The sequence below is a fragment of the Ruegeria sp. BHSC037 genome, assembly GCF_059613045.1.
Window position 1 is genome coordinate 21,760 of the sequence record NZ_JBXWRT010000001.1, and the last position, 17,695, is coordinate 39,454.

Genomic DNA, 17,695 nt, shown 5'->3' on the forward strand with positions numbered 1-17,695 from the left:
ATATGCGTATCGTCCTGTTTGCGGCGCTGCTTGCGTCTCCGGCCCTGGCCAGCGAAGACATCGCAGATCAGTACCCGGCCTCACCCCTGTATTCGAAACCTGTGGAGTTCATTCCGAATGTCTGGTCCGCGATCGGTGCGACAGCTCCGCCGACCTATGAAAACTCCGGCCACAACAACAACCTCAGCTTCATCGTCACCGGCGATGGGGTCGTGGTGATCAATGGCGGCGCGGCCTATGTCCTGGCCAAGGCGCTACACGAAGAGATCAAGGCCATCACCGACCAGCCGGTGAAGCTGGTGATTGACGAGAACGGCCAGGGGCACGCGATGTTGGGCAACTCCTACTGGGCCGAGCAAGGCGTTCCGATTCTAGCCCATGTGGATGCCGCGCATGAAATCGAAGAGCGCGGCCATCAGTTGCTGGAGGAGATGAAACGGTACAACCGCGACAAGGCCGAAGGCACGTTCGTCGCGCCGCCCACCGAAACCTTCGAGGACACACGCGTCGTCGAGATGGGCGATTACCGGATCGAGGTGCTGCATCTGGGCCCGGCACACGGGCCAGGCGACACGCAGGTCTGGCTGCCCGAGCAGAGTCTGGTCATTGCCGGTGACATGGCCTTTCACGAACGGATGCTGCCCATCTTTGAGGATACCATCGTGGCGGACTGGATCGAAACCTGGGAAACCAGGTTCGAGCCTCTGGGCGCCACCTATGTCATTCCCGGTCACGGACATCCCACCAACATGGACCAGGTGCGGCGCTATACCCGCGATTATCTGGTCTATCTTCGGGAAAAAATCGGCGCGCATCTTGAAGAAGGCGGCGATCTGGCCGATGCCTACTACATCGACCAAAGCCCCTACGCGCATCTCGACACGTTCGAGGAACTGGCCACGAAGAATGCCGGGCGCGTCTATGAGCAGATGGAGTTCGAGTGACCGACCACCCAGCCGAACCGTTTCTGACCCAGGGCAACAGAATCCACGTTCCGGATGGCACCTGCCTGTTCCGGCCCGGCGACGAGAGCCGGGCCTTTCTGTTTGTCCTGTCTGGCTCGGTTCGGGTGGAACAAACCAACGCCGCCGGTCGTACTGTCGTCCTGTACAGGGTCGAGGCTGGGGATAGCTGCGTTCTGACCACCACCGGGCTTTTGTCCGGGCGTCCCTATTCGGGCTATGGCTACGCCGAGGGCAATGTCACCGCAGTCTCAATTCCCGCCCAGCGGTTCCGCTCGCTGCTGAGTTCGGAACCAAAATTCCAAGAGATCGTGTTCCGCAATTTCGCCGCCCGTGTGGGGGAATTGACCGATGTTATTGACGATCTGCTTATTCACCGGACCGACCAACGCGTTGCCCGCTGGCTGGCCAATCGTGCAGGACCGACCATCCATGTCACGCAGCAAGAGCTGGCTCAGGAATTGGGAACTGTGCGCGAGGTCGTCTCGCGAACACTGAAGTCCTTTGAAAGGCGGGGCTGGATCAATTCTGGCCGCGGGACGATCACGGTTCTTCAGGTCGCTGCCCTCGCAGAGCATGCCGAGCATGCCTGACCGTGATTGAGTCACATACGACCCGGTGGTTTTCTGGCTACATAGGTGGCACAGAAATGAAGGAGACCCGCTATGACTCGCAATCTTGGACAATTTGACCGCCTCGCCCGCCTGGTTCTGGGGGCTGCACTGATCATCCTGGCGGCCATGGGCACCATCGGTATCTGGGGCTATTTTGGCGTTATCTTCGTTGGTACTGCATTCCTGAACTTTTGTCCTATCTACCGAATTCTGGGAATCAAAACTTGCAGAGATTGCTGAAACAACATTTTCCGGTGCCGCGCACCCTTCTGGCCAGCCTGCTGCTGTACTTGTTGTCTGTTGCTCAGCCAGCTGGTGCAGCAGGTCAGGACATGTCAGCTCCGGAAGCTGCCGGCCTGGTGGAGGCGGGACGCCTTGTTCTGCTGGACATCCGCTCTCCGCAGGAATGGGAAGAGTCGGGCGTTGCCCGTGGGGCCTTGCCCATTTCAATGCACGAGCCGGATTTTCCGAAGCGCCTGCAAGAAGTTCTGTCCCGTGTTCCACCGGAACGCGTCGGCCTGATCTGTGCGACCGGCGGTCGCTCGAACTATGTGGCCGAAATTCTTGAGAAGAACGGCGTGACCGATGTCGTAGACGTTTCCGAAGGGATGTTCGGGAATGGAAAATCCCCCGGCTGGATCGCCCGCGGCCTGCCTGTCGTTCGGGCCCGCGAGGCGCTGGACAACTATACCCTGTGGCGCTTGAGCGAAATCAAGGCAGACTAAAATAGTCCCACCCTATATTGCCACGCAACAAGGACTGCTGGTGAACACGGATGGAACAACTGATTGATCAGTTCGGCGAGCCCACACTTCTGATGATGTCAGGGGCACTGGTGGGGCTTTTGTTCGGGGCCGCCGCCTATCATTCCCGGTTTTGCCTGCGGGCGGCGACCGTCGAAGTGGCCGAGCGTACGCTTGGGCCAAAACTGGCAATTTGGCTGATCGCATTCTGCACGGGTCTGGCCCTGGTCCAGCTTTCGATCCTGACTGGGCATCTTGACGTCAGCATGGCCCGGCAAATCGCCGGCATAGGCAGTCTTTCTGGGGCGATCATCGGCGGGTTGATGTTTGGCATCGGCATGATCCTGGCGCGAGGCTGTGCCAGCCGTCTTCTGGTACTGTCTGCTTCGGGGAACTTGAGGGCCATCGTGACAGGGCTGGTTCTGACCCTGACGGCGCAGGCATCGTATCGCGGGGTGCTGGCACCTATTCGCGAGAGGCTGGCCAGCCTGTGGACAATTCCGGGCGGGTCTGAACGGATGCTATTCGACTCCTCGGTCATGGTTGGCGCTGTCGGCGTTCTGGGTCTTGTCGCAGCCGTCTCCTACGGAATATCCCGAAACCTGCGCTGGTCCGAGCTGGTCTCGGCGGCCTTGGTAGGTGTCGCTGTTTTTGCTGGTTGGAGCGTGACCTACGCGATCGCCTCGGCCTCGTTCGATGTGGTGCAGGTGCAATCAGTTACCTTTACCGGGCCATCAGCGGACACGCTCATGGCATTGGTCAACGAACGGAACCTCCCGCTTAGCTTCGGAGTGGGTTTGGTCCCCGGCGTATTCCTTGGTGCCCTGACGCTCGCCCTGCTGCGGGGCGAGGCCAGGATACAGCGGTTCGAGCCGAACACACCAATGGAAAGATACCTGATCGGGGGCGTTCTGATGGGGTTCGGCAGCATGTTGGCTGGCGGTTGCGCCGTGGGCGCCGGAATGTCAGGCGGGGCAATCCTTGCCCTGACAGCTTGGGTGGCCGTGTTCTGCATGTGGGTCGGCGCCGTTGCGACGCACACTTTGCTGCAAATGCGAGGTGGCCGGATGTCGGCCACCGCCTGACCCTATCGGGCGTTACTGCGCGGCCAGCGGTTGACGCCCCAGTTGACACTGTGACCAGAGCATTTCGAGTGCAGAAATCAAACGATCGATGTCCCGATCGGTGTGAACCGGTGAAGGTGTGATCCTAAGCCGCTCGGTTCCTTTCGGCACCGTTGGATAATTGATCGGTTGGATGTATAGACCGTGCTCTTTCAAAAGCATGTCCGAGATGAACTTGCATTTGACAGGGTCGCCGACCATCACCGGAATGATGTGGCTGGGGTTTTCGATATGCGGAAGGCCGATTTCGTCCAGCCGCGCCCGAACCTGCGCCACACGCGCCTTGTGGGCTTCGCGTTCCGACGCGCTGTTTTTAAGATGCCGGATAGAGGCCGCCGCTCCGGCTGCAAGTGCCGGGGGCAACGCCGTGGTAAAGATGAATCCGCTGGCAAATGAGCGTACGAAGTCGCAGATCTCGGCCGAGGCGGCAATGTATCCGCCCATGACGCCAAAGGCCTTGCCCAGCGTGCCTTCGATGATGGTCAGCCGGTCCATCAAACCTTCGCGTTCGGCAATGCCGCCACCACGCGGGCCGTATAGTCCAACAGCATGTACCTCGTCCAAATAGGTCATGGCGTTGTATCGATCAGCCAGATCGCAGATCTCGCGGATCGGAGCGATATCGCCGTCCATCGAATAGACACTCTCGAAAGCGATCAGCTTGGGCTGATCGGGCGGCAAGGCAGCCAGCTTTGCCTCGAGATCAACCAGATCGTTATGTTTCCAGATTACCTTCTGCGCCCGCGAGTGGCGGATGCCTTCGATCATCGAGGCGTGGTTCAACGCATCCGAAAGGACGACACAATTGGGAATCCGCGCCGCCAAAGTGCCCAGTGCCGCCCAGTTTGATACATAGCCCGAGGTAAACAACAGGGCGGCTTCCTTGTTGTGCAGATCTGCCAGTTCGGATTCCAGAAGAACATGGTCATGGGTGGTGCCGGATATGTTGCGCGTACCACCTGCGCCTGCACCGGTCCGGTCCAGCGCCGCGTGCATGGCCGACAGAACTTTCGGGTGTTGGCCCATGCCCAGGTAGTCATTCGAACACCAGATCGTCACCTCGCCTGGCCCGTTGTGGCAATTTGCGGCCGGAAAACGACCGCGATGCCGCTCGAGCTCGGCGAATTCGCGGTAATTGCCTTCCTCGCGCAATTTGGCCAGTTCAGACCGGAAAAACCCCTGGTAATCCATCAGTTGCCAACAGCCTCCGAGACGATATCGTCCAACAGAGCCTGAACCTTCTGCATCGGCCCTTCAGGATAGGGGCGATATCCGACCATCACCACTCCGTCACGGTCAGTGACGAAGATGCCATAGGGGCAGTGCTGAATATTCATCGGATCGGCCTCCATCACTTCGCGCGACAAAACCGCCGAGCAGAACAGGAAAATATCTGCGTTTTCGAAGACTTTTTCAGAGCTTCCAACATCTTCGCCAGTACGGTTCAGCATGTCGCCCACATGGCTGACGTAGTCAATCACCAGCCCCTTTCCAACGATCGCGCTTTCAACGGCAAAGGTCGCTTCATCGAAACTGCCATCGAAAGGAACAAGGATGGGGTCTGCTCCTGCTGCACCAGCAGTCAGAACAAGTGCCATAAATGCGTTTTTCATCTTCCTAGTCCTTTCATTTATCAAGGGCGAATAACCGTCCAGCCCGCTTCGCTGAGAGTCATCAGATCGACTACTCCGGCCGGGACATGCTCGGCGATTTCGACGATAGGTGGCTCTTTGCCTTCTTTCTTGGTCATGCCGGCAATCGTATTTCCGCAGGCTGCGAACGTGACGTTCGGCATCGAGGCACCGAACGCATCCAGACGTTCGAGAACCGGCGATGTATCCTTGCGCAGCATGTGAAGCCCCGCGTTGAACGCTACAATCCGAACTTCGACGGTTTCGCCTTGGCTTTCATAGTACCGCGTCACATTTGCCGCCACGTTCAGGACCGTGTTCATTTTCTGCGGGTTGTTGTCGCTGATTTGCAGAGCCAGTTTGTGGTCTGCAAGACCGTCTTGCGCCACGGCTGCGGACGTCCACAGCGCCATGACGCAGACCGCGATCATTCCCATTATTTTTCTCATTTTTTTTCCTCCCACTGGATTAGTGATCGCCCCGAAACCCGCTTTGCCAGTCGGGGCGCCCTATAACATCAACCGAACATGTCGGACGTGATACCAGTGTACCAGCCTTCAGACTCTTCGTAAGTCGTCTTGCGCACTTCCGCGCTTTCGCCGGTCTGTGAAATAAACCCGTCCACCTTGGCGATCTTTTCCGGCGTCGCCTCATAGGTGGCGCCGACCTTGACACCGTCGTCGGTGTCGATCAGCGACCAGCAGGTGTTCGAGAACTTGGCCGGGAAAACCTTGGACCCGATCAGCGCCCCACGCACGGCATTGGCACAGACTTTTGCCTGACTGTTGGCCGAGAACCCGGATTTCGGCATGTCGCCTTGCTGCGATGCATCGCCCAAAACGTAAATGTCCGCATCAGCCTTCGACGACATATCAGCCGCGTTCACCGGCGCCCAATTGCCATCGGTCACGCCTGCCAGTTCGGCGATCCGACCGGCCTTCATCGCGGGGATGACGTTGCACACATCCACTTTGGTTTCCTCGCCGTCGATGGTCAGCGTCATCGCGGCCGGGTCCACGCTGACATTGCCGCCCCCGAATTCTTCGCCAATCCAATCGATCATGCCGTCATAGTGATTGGCCCATCCTTCCTGGAACAGCGCCATTTTCGAGAATTTTGGCTTGGGATCGGCCACGATGATCTTGGCCGTCGGATTGTTGGCCTTCAGGAAGTGGGCGACCATGGACACGCGCTCGTACGGTCCCGGCGGGCAGCGATACGGGTTGGGTGGCGCAACCATGGCAAAGGTGCCGCCTTCGGGCATTGCCATCAACTGCGCTTTCAGCAGCTCGGTCTGCGACCCGGCCTTGTAGGCGTGCGGCATGGCGTTCTGTGCCGAGATGTCCCATCCTGGCACCGCGCCATCGACGAAATCAATGCCGGGGCTGAGGATCAGCTTGTCATAGGGAAGGCTTCCGCCCCCGGCCAGCGCCACCGTCTTGGCATCGCGGTCCACCCCGATGGCCCAGTCATGCACCACGTTGACGCCGCCGGCCGCCAGCCCGCCATAGCTGTGGCCAAGGTCTTTCATATCCTTGAACCCGCCCAGATAAAGGTTCGAGAAAAAGCAGGTATAGTAACGGCGCGTCGGCTCGACCAAGGTGACGTCGATGGCGCCCTTGCTGTCCTTGGCGATGTAGCGCGCAGCGGTGGCCCCGCCGGCCCCGCCACCGATCACGACGACCCGCGGCTTGCCGTGACCATCGGCAAGAACCGCCGGGGCGGCCAACGAGGCCGTGACCAGCGCCGTCTTTCCCAGAAATGCGCGTCTGTTCATCGTCATGTGCAGTCTCCTCCCTGCAGTGCCTCAGTGTTCGAGGCGGTTGAAATACGCCGCAAGCGCGGCGATTTCCTCGTCATTGAGACGCCCGGCCATCATCTGCATGACCGGATGCTGACGCTGTTTGTTCTTGTATGCGTGCATCGCAATGACAAAGTCTTCTTCGGGCCACAGCACGATTGACGGAATACCGTCATCGCCTCCGTCCGCCTGGTGACAGGTCGTGCATTCGCTACTCAGGTATTCGCCGTATTCCGGATCACCCTGGATCGCCAGGATCGCCGGGTCCAGGTCATGATCGGTGGCCGTGGCCGTGGGATCCGCCTCGGGGATGTTCGCAGGATCGTCGGAAAACAGCCGAAGATAGGCGATCACGTCGTGACGATCCTTGGCGTTTTTGATCCCCCGAAAACTCATGCGCGTTCCCGAGGCATAGGACCGTGGATTTTCCAAAAACGCATCCAGCGTATCCGCATGCCATTCCAGCCCGCTGGCCGCGGCGCGCCGGAAACTTTTGGAATACTTGAACCCTTCAATGCCGGCCGCCGGCCGGCCAAACAGTCCGTTCAGATGCGGGCCGATCCGGTTCTTTGCCCCCTTGCCTACCTGATGGCATCCCTTGCACTGGTCGAACACCACCTTTCCGGCCTCGGCATCGCCCAAAGCATCGGCAGCCACGGCGGTTGAAACCACCGTGGCACAAGCCGAAAGGATCACCCCCAGCGCCCGTTGCATCATCTACTCGCCGAATGTCGCAAGATAGGCATTGAGCGCCGCGCGGTCCTGCTCGTCCTTAAGCCCGGCAAAACTCATCTTGGTGCCCTTCATGTAGGTTTTCGGCTTCGCCAGAAACGCGTCCAGCGCGGCCTGGTCCCAGATCCGGCCTTCTTCGTTGGCTTGCTTGAAAACCGACGAGTAACCGAACCCGTCCACCGATCCGAAGGTCCGCCCGAACAGACCGTTGAGATGCGGACCGGTCTTGTTCTTGGCGCCGTCCCCCACTTGGTGGCAGGCCGAGCACTTCCTGAACACCTTCTTGCCGGCGGCGATCAGCTCGGCATCACCGGCTTCGGCCGCATCTTCGGAAGCGGCTTCTTCCACCGTCGCGGTGGCAGCCGCAAACGTGGGCGTTTCGGATGTGTCGGCGGAATTCATAACCGAGTCGCCGCCATGGTCCGGCGTCACATCTAGGAACGTCGCGCGCTTGGTGATCTCGACACTGTCCTTGCAGTTTTCCATGCAGGGCTCGGTGCGCCATTCCGCGTATTCCAACTGAGGCCGGTCGTCGATCACGAACCCGTCCTGGTTGGGCATTTCGAACGTCGCCAGATTGTCGTGGTTCAGCTCGAACTCGTCATCGACCAAGTCGTTGGAATACAGGATGTAGGCCACGATCGCATAGGTCTCATCGGCGCTGAGTGTTCCGGCCTCGCCGAAGGGCATCGACCGGTGCACATAGTCCCAGGCCGTGGTCAGGTAGGGCCAATACGACCCGACCGTCTTGACGGGGTCTTCGTCGGCCAGCGTGCCAAAGCCACCGGCCAGAACCGGCCAGTTGTCCACGCCTTCGGCAAAGTCACCATGGCAGGCCGCGCATTTTTCGGCGAAAACTTCCTCACCCGTAAACACATCGCCCGACCCCTCGGGCAGCCCGCGCCCGTCAGGCAGCACGTCCACGTCCCAGGCCGCGATCTCTTCGGGCAAGGCCGGACGGCCCAGACCGAAGGTTCCCTCATGCGCCGAAACTGGCTCACCCCCGGCAACCGCGTTGCCGGCCTTGCTTTCCAGTTCGGAAAGGCGAATCTCCAATTCCGCCAACCGGGCCGAGCTTGCCTCGGCCTCGGTCAGCGCCGAGGCCTTTTGCGCCTCGACCTGTGCAAGTCGCGTCTGCAGCGTCTCGATCTGGCTGTCACCATATCCGCGGTTCGCGACCGCAACCGCGACACTGCACACCAAGGCGATCCCGCCAAAAACGGGAAGATAGATGCCACTAAGAGACTTCGACATTTTCGGCGATCCCTTCTGCGTTGACGTACCAGGTCTGGATACAGTTGTTGTGATAGACCGAGTTTTCACCGCGCTTCTCGCGCAGTTGGTCTTTGGTCGGCTGGACATAGCCGGTTTCGTCCATGGCGCGGCTTTGCAGCAGCATCGGAGAGCCGTCCCACTCGGTATCCAAATAGAAGCGGGTCAGCGCCTTGGTATCAAGCTGCTTGCCCAGACGCGCGGTCTCCCAGGTGATACCGCCATCCTTCGAGACATCAACCCGCGTGATGCGTCCGTGACCGGACCACGCCAGGCCGGAAATCACCAGCGGCCCCTTGCCGTGCTTGATCGGCATCTGCGGGCTGGGCGAAGTGATGACCGATTTGGCATCCATCACCCAGGTCCATTTCCGGGCGGTGCCATCGGCGTAGACATCCGTGTATTTCGAGGTCTCCTCACGGCTTTCCACGGCCGCATCGGTCACTTCGATCCGGCGCAGCCACTTGACCCACATGTTGCCCTCCCAGCCCGGAACCACCAGCCGGACCGGATAGCCATGCTCCATCCGCAGCGCCTCGCCATTGGCCTTGAAGGCGACCAGAACGTCGTCCAGCGCCTTTTCCATCGGGATCGAACGGCCGTTCGACGAAGCGTCGGCGCCCTCGACATAGACCCATTTGTCCGACAGGTCTCCGGCGGCGTCCAATCCGGCCTCTTGCAGCAGGACGCGCAGTGGGACACCGGCATATTCCATGTTGTGGATCATGCCATGGGTGAACTGGACGCCGTTCAACTGGGCGCCGGCCCATTCCATGCCCGTATTGGCCGCGCATTCGCAGAAGTAGACGTGATTTTCGCGCGGGAACCGTTCAAGATCATCGTAGGTAAAGACCAGCGGCCGATCGACCAACCCGTTGATCATCAGCCGGTAATCCTGCTTGCTCAATTCGATTGCGCCGGAATGGTGCCGCTCGAAGGCGCAGCCTTGTGGGGTAATGGTGCCGTCCAGCGCGTGGATCGGCGTGAAGTTGATCGACGAGATCGGCGAGGCGGTCAGCCATTCGACATTACGCCGCACGACGTCGCTTTCAAAACGGATCGGCAGACCATAGGGCGTTTCATCGACACCGGCGCCGGTGTACGAGGCCCAGTCCTGCAACTGGGTGATCAGCGGGTCCGCCTCCTGCGCCGCGACCGACCCCGCGACCGATCCTGCGGCGATCGCGGCGCCGCCTCGCAGAAAGGCGCGGCGGGAAGGCTTGAACATATCATCCATGTCTCAAGTGCTCCGGGTAGTGTCAGACGCCCACGACGTCGACGTTGGTGTTTTCCTGAACCGTGACGGTTCCAAGCTTGCGGATATGGCTTTCGACCACGTCCCAGATCGGCGGTCCCTCGGTGCCCTCGTTGACCGAGGCCCAGCCAGCCACGACATAGGCCCTGGATGCGTCGATCGGCTCACCGGTCTTCAGCAGGGTCATGTTCGAGATCCGCTCGCCCTGCGGCTTGGAAACGTCGATCCGATAGCCGAGCCCACCGGTGCGCACCATGTCGCCGCCCTGCTGATAATAGGGATCGGGGTTGAAGATGTTGTCGGCCACGTCTTCCAGGACCACCTTCAGGAATTCGCCTGTCATCTCGGTACGGTAGGCTTGGCCGTAGGTCATCGAGGTGACACCGAAGATATCCTCGCGGGTGATGTCCTGCCCCGGTATCAGCGACGGCCCCCAGCGCACGCCCGGGCTGAGCGCGATTTCCGCTTCGCGCTCGCTGAGCAGCGCGTCGCAGATCAGGTCATCCCAGGTGCCGTTGAAATTGCCCCGTCGATACAGCAGGCCGTCGGTCTGGCCGATCACCTCGGACATCTCGTCCAGATAGGGCGCGCGCTGTTCGTCGATCAAGGCGGAAACTTCGGGATCGGGGGCGATCACGTCCGAAAAGATCGGGATCAGCTTGGTGCGATAGCCCATCATCCGGCCATCGCGGATATCCAGATCCACCCGGCTGACGAATTTGCCGTTCGAGCCCGACGCAACGATGATCGTTTCACCCACCAGCACCGGCTCGGGCAGAGCGTCATGAGTATGGCCCGACAGGATCACGTCGATCCCCGGCACCACGCTGGCCATCTTCTTGTCGACGTCAAAGCCGTTGTGGCTGAGAACCACGACGCATTCCGCACCGGCGGCGCGGACCTCTTCAACCATCTGCGCCATGTGTTCGTCGCGGATGCCGAACGCGTATTCGGGGAACATCCAGCCGGGATTGGCAATCGGCATGTAAGGGAACGCTTGGCCAATCACGGCGATCTTGGTGCCGCCGCGCTCGAACATCTGGTAGGGCGGGAACAGCTCGGCCGGCTCGTCCCATTCCGCGTCGAAGATGTTCTGTCCCAGGGCCGCAAAGGGCAGTTGTTCGACCAGTTCGGCCACGCGGTCGCTGCCCAGGGTGAATTCCCAATGGAATGTCATCGCGTCCGGCCGCAAGGCGTTCATCACGTTGACCATGTCCTGACCCTGGGTCTTCAGGCAGGTATAGGATCCGTGCCAGGTGTCGCCCCCGTCCAGGAGGATCGCATCGGGACGATCGGCGCGAATGGCGTTGATCACCGTGGCCACGCGATCCAGACCGCCAACCCGGCCATAGGCCTTGGCCAGCGCGGCAAAATCGTCGGACGTCAGGGCATAGTGGCTGGGGCTGCCATCCTCGATCCCGTAGAGCCTGCGGAAATCGGCCCCGGTAACATGCGGCACGACCCCCTTGTTGGCCCCCACCCCGATATTAATCGACGGTTCGCGGAAATAGATTGGCTTGAGCTGTGCGTGAATGTCGGTGATATGGATCAGCGACACATTGCCGAAGGTCTCGAACTCCAGCAGCTGGTCCTGGGTCAGAGACTGCTGCGCCGCCAGCCGGGCCCAGTTGCCGAAGCCGGACGCGCCCACCAGCGCCGAGGCTGCCATTGAAACCTGCAGAAAGTCACGTCTTGAGATCATCTGATGCGCCCTTGATTCACATTTAAATTCGTGAATGTTTTAGGAAAGAAATACCCGCACCAGACGATCCGGCGCGGGTGTTCGATTACTGGCGGACCGCCGGGGTTTCGACCGACAGACCATTTCCGCGCGAAGCCACATAAAGTTCGAGCGCGCGGAACTCATCCGAGCCTTCGGCAAAGGTTTCGGCGCGCGTATCGCGGATGCAGCCGCGGAACCGGTTGTGGCGCGAAATCAGCTTGGCCTGTTTCAGGCGATAGGTCGGAAAGCCGTTGATCATGCCCTGGCTCAGGTGGTCGGCCCGGATCATGTTGCCGTAATTGTCTTCGTGGCAATTGGCGCAGCTCAGCTCAAGCTGGCCATACCGGGTATAGTACATCTCCTTGCCCTGCTCCCAATAGGGCGCGGCGGGTCCGTCAATGGCTACGTTCATCGGCATGCCCCGCGACTGCAGGCCGATCAGCGCGACCATGCCCTGCATGTCGGCGCCCGACCATTTCCAAGCGTCAGCCTCCATGCGCTCGGTCCGGCATTCGTTGATCAGGTCTTCCATCACCACCAGCTTGCCGGTTTCAGGGTCAACCTTCGGCATCTGAGCGGCAAGACCGGCAAAGCTTTCGGCACCGTCATGGCACGAGGCGCAGCTCTTGCCGGCGGCGCCGTCCACTGCTTCAAAAGTGTCAGCGGCCTGATCCACGAAAATCATGGCCGGGTTGTCGAAGTCGTCAACCTGCAGCGCCTGCGTCTCGTCGGTGCGGAAATGCCAGCCGGAATAGATCGTGTCGAAGTTTTCCAGATGTTCGGGCGCTTTGGCGACCGAAATCATCTCGGTCTCGCCATTGATGATCAGCTTGTCGTCATCGGGGCCGGCCAGAACCACAGTCGGCATCGCCGCCATTGCAACAACAGCCGTCAAAGCCTTCAATTTCATTCCGTTTCCTCCCTTGGTCGATCGGCGCCCAGATACACCCGGGCACCGCTCTGCCGATTTGCCGAGCCGTCAAGCGATCTCGATCTTCTTGTTGGTGTCATAGACCGACCCGTCATCGTCGTACCAGGTGAAGACGAATTCCCCGGCCTCGGGCACGGTGGCTTCGAACTGGAAATACGGGTTGGTCGAAATCGCCGGCTCGAGGGTCACGTCGATGACCATCTGGCCGTTGAATTCGCAGGTAAAGCGGTTGATGATCGAACGCGGAATGACATTGCCTTCCTTGTCCTTGCGCTGACCGCTTTCCATCGTGTGGCTGATAAGGCTCTTGATCGTCACCGCCTCGCCGGCCGCTGCCGTTTTTGGGACCTTAACGCGGGGTTTCACTCCGGATGCCATGGGGTTTCTCCTGTTGTTCTAAGGGGAGCGCGGGCGATCAGCCGCCGCAGCCGCCGATTGTGACCTTGACCGTTGCCGACGCCTTGGCAAAGCTGCCATCGGCCATCTTGGCCACGGCGATGACGTCCTGTGTTCCGGCCAGTCGAATCCGGGTCGATGCCGACTGCGACGCGGCCAGTGGTCCGAAGTTGAACGTGGCAACATCCGGCGTCGGGTTGCCTGCGGCGAACACTGCGATGGCCACGGCCCCCGGGGCGCTGACTTCGATCGGTACGGTGTTGCCGTTTTCGGCGATTTCCGGCGCGGTCAGGGTGACGCCACCGTCGGCGATGTCAGCCCCACCGGTGAAAGCCGAGATCGAATCCTCGACCGCCGCATTCACCCGGAACGGCAGCATCGTCAGAACCGCAGCCCCCAGACCCAAGGCCAGGGTTTCGCGTCGCGAAATTTCCATTTTACATCTCCTTTGAGTGTGTGCCCCTCGGACAGGCGAAGGCGACTATTGTTCGTTGAGGGTCATCAGGAACGCGACGACGTCCTCGACGTCCTGTGCGCTCAGGATCGGCTCAAGCGGCCCGCTGGGCGCCTTGCCGGTATAGGCATCGCCAGGTCGGATATAGCCATCGGCCTTGAAGAAGGCCGGCATCACGGTGCCTTCGAAGGTCATTTTGGCGTTTGCCACCAGACCGCGCAGCTCGGCCTCGGTCCAGCGGTCCCCCGCCCCATCCAGCGGCGGGCCGACCTCGCCCTGAAACGGCACGTCCGCCAGCGCCGCCACCTGATGGCAGGCCACGCAGTTGCCCATGGATTTCTCACCCACGATCATCGCGCCTTTTTCAGGGTCGCCCGGAGTACCGGTCAGCGACTGTTCGATGGCGCCGTCGGCAAACGACACATCTTTCGGCTTGATCTCACCCGCCATCGCCGTCGATGCACACAGCATTCCGGCCAGGCCAAGTTTCAACGCTTTTGTCATGCCTCCTCCCAAAGACGATTCCCTGCTTTGTCTTTGCACACTAGTGCACACCAACACCGACTCGCAACATTAAATTCGTCTAATTGAATTTTTGTATTTTTACGCAGGGAAGGCGGGGTTCAAACTATTGTTGCGCCGAGCCAAGGGAGCTTAGCCTTTGCGCGCCTCGATCATGCGGGCATGATATTTCTGGAACGGCTCGTCCCCGTCGTAACCTTTTTCCAGCACCCAGTTCAGCATGTCGAACGTTGTCCCGCGACCGAATGCGCCCGGCATTGTGGCCACCACTGCCTGTGTCGCCGCTGCACCCTCCGGCACCTCTTGGGGGAAAAAATAGACAGTTGGAGTGAACAAGGCTCCCCAGCGTTTGACCATGTCTTTCTCGGGCAGGACCGTACCGTCGAAATCAGTCACTTCGACATCGCCGAACATGTTGATCTGAACGACGAAGAACCGGTCTTCCAACAGGCTTTCGATCTCCGGATCGACAAAAACCTCTTCATGCATCTTCTTGCAATATATACAGCCGCGCTGCTCGACGATGACCATCAGCCGCCTTCCCTCGGCATTGGCTTCCTCAAGGTCTTCGCGCAGATCCTTGAAAGTATCGCGCATCCACGAGGCCTTGTGCAGGCCGTCGTCACCCAGTTCCGCAGCCAGAGTCATCGGTGCCATCACAATCGTGGCGAACAGGAGAAGCATTCTGATCATGGTGAGAGTCCTTTCGAGTTTCATCCGATTGCGCTGAACCAGGGAATGGTCTCAAGCATCCATTGCGCAATGTAGTTGATCGAATTCGTGGCGATCAGAACGCCGAAAAGGACCAGCATCAGCCCCATCAGCTTCTCGATCAGCCCAAGATGTTTGCGGAACCGCGCCATCCACGTCATGAACGGACCGATGAACATGGCGGCCACAATGAAGGGCAATGTCATGCCCAGACCGTAGGCAAGCAACAAAGCGGCCCCTTCGTTGGCCGTTTCCTGCCCGGCCGCAGTGAATAGAATCGCAGCCAGGACTGGCCCGACGCAAGGGGTCCATCCAAAGGCGAAGGCCAACCCGATCACATAGGCCCCGATCAGACTTACATTCGATATATCTCCGGCGTCCGCCCGGAACTGACGGTACAGGAATCCGATTTTGACCACGCCAAGAAAGTGCAAACCCATTGCAATGATGATCGCCGCCGCGACCCAGCGCAGCACGTCAAAATACTCGCGCACCAAGCTGCCGAACACAGTCGCGGTGGCGCCGAGGCCAACGAAAATTGTTATCACTCCCAACGCAAAGCAACTCGCTGCCAGTACGGCACGGAAACGGACTGCGGGCGAAATCTCGGACCCGGCGGAAATCTGGTTCATACCCGCTCCGGCCAGATAGCTCAGGTAAAACGGTACGATCGGCAAGATGCAGGGCGACAGGAAAGAAAGTAGCCCGGCGACAGTTGCACCCCAAAAAGTGACATCAAACACTTGGTCGCCGCTCCACCGCTTGAGATATTCAAAAATACTATTATGATAGAAACATGGCCTACGTCAATTTGGGAGCGTATCAACTTGGGACAACGTCGATGATGAAAACACTGGCTTTCGTCTTGGCCATGTTGCTTCCAACGGCTGTCCTGGCGGATACTTACCTGCTGATGGCCGAGGAAAAAGGGTGCAGTTGGTGTGCCCGCTGGAACGCCGAAATTGCCCCCATCTATCCTAAGACCCTCGAAGGCCAGGCCGCGCCATTGCGCCGATACGACCTGCACACAACGACGCCAGACGTACAACTGCAGCGCGGCGTGCGGTTTACCCCGACTTTCATTCTGATTGAAGACGGGCTCGAAGTCGGTCGAATCGAGGGCTATCCGGGTGAAGATTTCTTTTGGGGTCTCTTGGGAATGATGCTTGACCGGGCGGGTATTGATTGGAAGCAAGCTGGGTAAGGAAAACAGTTTCGTGACAACCAATCCTGAAACCCCTGCGTCACGTCTGCCGGTGTTCGACAAGAACATTTGCGCCGAAGACATGCAAAAGATGGTGAACAACGCTCAGCGGGCGTCGAACTTCCTGAAGGCGATCAGCCACGAAGGGCGGTTGATGATCCTGTGCCATCTGGCATCCGGCGAAAAATCAGTGACCGAGCTGGAAGAGCTTTTGTCCGCGCGCCAGGCTGCAGTGTCCCAGCAGCTGTCCCGCTTGCGCTTCGAGGGGTTGGTAACCCCGCGCCGAGAAGGCAAGGCGATCTACTACAGCTTGACAGACGACCGCCCGAAACAAATCATGGAGGTTGTGTACGACTTGTTCTGTCGTGCCGACTGAGCGGCCCTGCCCTGTTGTGGCATCCGGCCGAGGGAGGATACCGTGCTGGAACTCATCGGAGAAGCGAACTCCGCAGCCCTGATCGGGTTGGTCGGGGGCGTGGCGCTTGGGTTGGCGGCTCGGATTGGCCGCTTTTGCACATTGGGCGCCATTGAGGACGCTCTGTACGGATCTGACAACCGGCGCCTCAAGATGTGGGCCATCGCCATCGGTGTGGCAGTAATCGGTGTGCATTTGGCTATTGCGGCGGGCAAGTTCAACAGCCTTGAAACGGCCTATCTGGATCGCGCATGGAACCCGCTGGGAACGATCATCGGCGGCCTCATGTTCGGCTACGGCATGGCACTTAGCGGAAATTGCGGATACGGCGCGTTGGCTCGGTTGGGTGGAGGCGACTTGCGGTCTTTTCTCATCGTTGTCGTGATGGGTCTGTCGGCCTATTTCGTCATGTCCGGACCCCTGGCACAAGCGCGCGTCTGGCTGTTTCCCGAAATCATGGGCGCTGAGTCACCTCAAGGTTTCACCCAACTTTTTGAAACGGTTGGGATCGAACCTTTGGCAACCGGTTTGGTCGCAGGGGCGGTTCTTATCGGCGCAGCTCTTGTTCGGGCGGGGCAGCGCCCGTCGGCAAGCCAGATCATTTGGGCCAGCGTGGTGGGACTTGCCATCGTATCAGGCTGGGTCGGCACATATTGGGTTCTTTATACCGGTTTTGACGCCGAACCCGTCCGGACCCACACGTTTGCAGCCCCGATCGGAGATACAATCATCTATGCCATGACCGCGTCGGGCAATACATTGTCGTTCAGCGTCGGTTCAGTTGTAGGTGTGGTATTAGGGGCGGCACTTGGGTCGTATTCCAAGGGGCATTTCCGGTGGGAAGCCTGCGAAGACCCGCGCGAATTGCGACGTCAAATCATGGGGGCCGCGATCATGGGCCCGGGTGCGATCCTTGCAGTAGGATGCAGTGTCGGCCAAGGAATTTCAGCTTTTTCGGTTCTTGCCTTCAGCGCGCCTGTCGCCTTCGGTTCGATCTTTGTCGGTGCAGCCATCGGTTTACGTCAGCTGATTACGGGATTTGCTCCGGCGGAATGATTTTGCGTGCCCGGGTATGGAGTTGCGTAGGTGTTGTCTGGGGTCTGTAGCCTAAAACCTGTAACCGCGGAGTGATAGCCGCAGCGTCTCCCGTCACGCAGCTTCGGGGAAGAGATCTGCAACGAAGGCCGTTTCCCTGGCAACCCCTG

The 17,695-nt window shown here is 59.6% G+C and carries 22 protein-coding genes; 8 read left to right on the plus strand and 14 right to left on the minus strand.

Annotation, left to right across the window (positions count from 1 at the left end):
- Positions 1-2 precede the first annotated feature (2 nt).
- From AC2FMN_RS00110 to AC2FMN_RS00130, 5 genes are all read left to right on the plus strand, one after another.
- Entirely contained in the window at positions 3-944 is a 942-nt protein-coding gene (locus tag AC2FMN_RS00110; protein WP_496685725.1) for an MBL fold metallo-hydrolase, read from the plus strand.
- Entirely contained in the window at positions 941-1,555 is a 615-nt protein-coding gene (locus AC2FMN_RS00115; RefSeq protein WP_496685176.1) for a Crp/Fnr family transcriptional regulator, read from the plus strand. The genes AC2FMN_RS00110 and AC2FMN_RS00115 overlap by 4 nt, the downstream gene beginning before the upstream one ends.
- A 72-nt stretch (positions 1,556-1,627) precedes the next feature.
- Entirely contained in the window at positions 1,628-1,816 is a 189-nt protein-coding gene (locus tag AC2FMN_RS00120; protein WP_496684469.1) for a YgaP family membrane protein, read from the plus strand.
- A 92-nt stretch (positions 1,817-1,908) separates the two neighbouring features.
- Complete coding sequence (locus tag AC2FMN_RS00125; RefSeq protein ID WP_496685177.1) at positions 1,909-2,301, plus strand: rhodanese-like domain-containing protein; 393 nt, start codon at positions 1,909-1,911, stop codon at positions 2,299-2,301.
- Positions 2,302-2,351: 50 nt separating this feature from the next.
- A complete protein-coding gene (locus AC2FMN_RS00130) occupies positions 2,352-3,404 on the plus strand; it encodes a YeeE/YedE family protein (RefSeq protein ID WP_496685179.1) in 1,053 nt (350 codons plus the stop codon).
- Between the two features lie 12 nt (positions 3,405-3,416).
- Here AC2FMN_RS00130 and hemA read toward each other — a convergent pair whose 3' ends face one another.
- The 14 genes from hemA to AC2FMN_RS00200 all read right to left on the minus strand — a co-directional run bounded on the left by hemA (position 3,417) and on the right by AC2FMN_RS00200 (position 15,614).
- Positions 3,417-4,634 carry a 5-aminolevulinate synthase gene (gene hemA, locus AC2FMN_RS00135; protein WP_496683822.1) on the minus strand — a complete coding sequence of 406 codons (1,218 nt, stop codon included), beginning with the start codon at positions 4,632-4,634 and terminating at the stop codon, positions 3,417-3,419.
- Positions 4,634-5,041, minus strand: coding sequence for a DUF302 domain-containing protein (locus AC2FMN_RS00140; protein WP_496685728.1), 408 nt, complete (start codon positions 5,039-5,041; stop codon positions 4,634-4,636). Before AC2FMN_RS00140 ends, hemA begins: the two co-directional genes overlap by 1 nt.
- Positions 5,042-5,076: 35 nt before the next feature.
- Positions 5,077-5,538: a DsrE family protein gene (locus AC2FMN_RS00145; protein WP_496685180.1), complete on the minus strand. Its 462-nt coding sequence runs from the start codon at positions 5,536-5,538 to the stop codon at positions 5,077-5,079.
- A 53-nt stretch (positions 5,539-5,591) separates the two neighbouring features.
- Complete coding sequence (locus AC2FMN_RS00150; RefSeq protein ID WP_496685182.1) at positions 5,592-6,857, minus strand: FCSD flavin-binding domain-containing protein; 1,266 nt, start codon at positions 6,855-6,857, stop codon at positions 5,592-5,594.
- A 24-nt stretch (positions 6,858-6,881) separates the two neighbouring features.
- Complete coding sequence (locus AC2FMN_RS00155) at positions 6,882-7,589, minus strand: c-type cytochrome (RefSeq protein WP_496685184.1); 708 nt, start codon at positions 7,587-7,589, stop codon at positions 6,882-6,884.
- A 3-nt stretch (positions 7,590-7,592) separates the two neighbouring features.
- Entirely contained in the window at positions 7,593-8,861 is a 1,269-nt protein-coding gene (locus tag AC2FMN_RS00160; RefSeq protein WP_496685187.1) for a c-type cytochrome, read from the minus strand.
- The gene (gene soxC / locus AC2FMN_RS00165) at positions 8,845-10,116 is read right to left on the minus strand and encodes a sulfite dehydrogenase (protein WP_496683835.1); all 1,272 of its coding nucleotides are present in this window, start codon (positions 10,114-10,116) and stop codon (positions 8,845-8,847) included. The genes AC2FMN_RS00160 and soxC overlap by 17 nt, the downstream gene beginning before the upstream one ends.
- A 22-nt stretch (positions 10,117-10,138) precedes the next feature.
- The gene (gene soxB, locus AC2FMN_RS00170; protein ID WP_496685190.1) at positions 10,139-11,836 is read right to left on the minus strand and encodes a thiosulfohydrolase SoxB; all 1,698 of its coding nucleotides are present in this window, start codon (positions 11,834-11,836) and stop codon (positions 10,139-10,141) included.
- 85 nt (positions 11,837-11,921) lie between these two features.
- Positions 11,922-12,767, minus strand: coding sequence for a sulfur oxidation c-type cytochrome SoxA (soxA, locus tag AC2FMN_RS00175; protein ID WP_496685193.1), 846 nt, complete (start codon positions 12,765-12,767; stop codon positions 11,922-11,924).
- Between the two features lie 69 nt (positions 12,768-12,836).
- Positions 12,837-13,166, minus strand: coding sequence for a thiosulfate oxidation carrier complex protein SoxZ (gene soxZ / locus AC2FMN_RS00180; RefSeq protein ID WP_496683844.1), 330 nt, complete (start codon positions 13,164-13,166; stop codon positions 12,837-12,839).
- A 37-nt stretch (positions 13,167-13,203) separates the two neighbouring features.
- Entirely contained in the window at positions 13,204-13,620 is a 417-nt protein-coding gene (soxY, locus tag AC2FMN_RS00185; RefSeq protein ID WP_496685195.1) for a thiosulfate oxidation carrier protein SoxY, read from the minus strand.
- Between the two features lie 45 nt (positions 13,621-13,665).
- Positions 13,666-14,142 carry a sulfur oxidation c-type cytochrome SoxX gene (soxX, locus tag AC2FMN_RS00190; protein ID WP_496683849.1) on the minus strand — a complete coding sequence of 159 codons (477 nt, stop codon included), beginning with the start codon at positions 14,140-14,142 and terminating at the stop codon, positions 13,666-13,668.
- A gap of 150 nt (positions 14,143-14,292) precedes the next feature.
- Positions 14,293-14,853, minus strand: coding sequence for a thioredoxin family protein (locus tag AC2FMN_RS00195; RefSeq protein WP_496685197.1), 561 nt, complete (start codon positions 14,851-14,853; stop codon positions 14,293-14,295).
- Positions 14,854-14,873: 20 nt separating this feature from the next.
- Positions 14,874-15,614, minus strand: coding sequence for a cytochrome c biogenesis CcdA family protein (locus AC2FMN_RS00200; RefSeq protein WP_496685200.1), 741 nt, complete (start codon positions 15,612-15,614; stop codon positions 14,874-14,876).
- Between the two features lie 98 nt (positions 15,615-15,712).
- Here AC2FMN_RS00200 and AC2FMN_RS00205 point away from each other — a divergent pair, with 98 nt between their 5' ends.
- From AC2FMN_RS00205 to AC2FMN_RS00215, 3 genes are all read left to right on the plus strand, one after another.
- Positions 15,713-16,075 carry a hypothetical protein gene (locus AC2FMN_RS00205; RefSeq protein WP_496685730.1) on the plus strand — a complete coding sequence of 121 codons (363 nt, stop codon included), beginning with the start codon at positions 15,713-15,715 and terminating at the stop codon, positions 16,073-16,075.
- An 82-nt stretch (positions 16,076-16,157) separates the two neighbouring features.
- Entirely contained in the window at positions 16,158-16,451 is a 294-nt protein-coding gene (locus tag AC2FMN_RS00210; protein ID WP_496683887.1) for an ArsR/SmtB family transcription factor, read from the plus strand.
- A 42-nt stretch (positions 16,452-16,493) separates the two neighbouring features.
- Positions 16,494-17,546, plus strand: a complete 1,053-nt coding sequence (locus AC2FMN_RS00215) for a YeeE/YedE family protein (RefSeq protein ID WP_496683860.1) — start codon at positions 16,494-16,496, stop codon at positions 17,544-17,546.
- The last annotated feature ends 149 nt before the right edge of the window (positions 17,547-17,695 follow it).